Genomic DNA, 547 nt, shown 5'->3' on the forward strand with positions numbered 1-547 from the left:
CGCATGACCGCTGCGTTCATGCTGGTGGTGTGCTGGCTGGTCGCCACGCTTAATCCGAGCATTCTCGGCATGATCGAGACCCTGGGCGGCCCGGTGATCGCATCGATCCTGTTCCTGATGCCGATGTACGCGATCCGCAAGGTGCCGGCCATGGCCAAATACCGTGGGCAGGCGTCCAATGTGTTTGTGACGGCTGTTGGCTTGGTGGCGATTACAGCGTTGGTGTATTCGCTGATTGGGTAAGGTCTGCCGCGATCAAAACTGTGGGAGCTGGCTTGCCTGCGATAGCGGTGTATCAGTCACTAAAGAGGGTGATTGAACTACCGCTATCGCAGGCAAGCCCGCTCCCACATTTGTTTTGTGGTGTTGCTGATACCGTATTCCTGGCATAAAAAAACGCCGCGTATCGTGAGATACGCGGCGTTTTTTTATTGCATCAACACCTTAGGCTTGAATCACCGGGATGTTGGCGCTTGCTGCGATTTTGCGGAACTCGGCGATCTGGTCGAAGTTCAGGTAGCGGTAAACGTCACTGGCCTTGGTGTCC

1 protein-coding gene and 1 pseudogene are annotated in these 547 nt (G+C 55.4%); one reads left to right on the forward strand and one right to left on the reverse strand.

Going from position 1 to position 547, the window contains the following annotated elements; genetic code table 11:
- Positions 1-243: pseudogene (locus tag BFW87_RS31305) on the forward strand (HAAAP family serine/threonine permease); the annotation flags it as partial.
- A 201-nt stretch (positions 244-444) separates the two neighbouring features.
- On the opposite strand, the gene BFW87_RS32690 reads toward BFW87_RS31305, so the two are convergent.
- The coding region (locus BFW87_RS32690) for a hypothetical protein (protein WP_439848409.1) at positions 445-547 on the reverse strand (103 nt) is incomplete at its 5' end.

This window comes from Pseudomonas fluorescens, assembly GCF_002022275.1.
Classification (GTDB): domain Bacteria; phylum Pseudomonadota; class Gammaproteobacteria; order Pseudomonadales; family Pseudomonadaceae; genus Aquipseudomonas; species Aquipseudomonas fluorescens_AJ.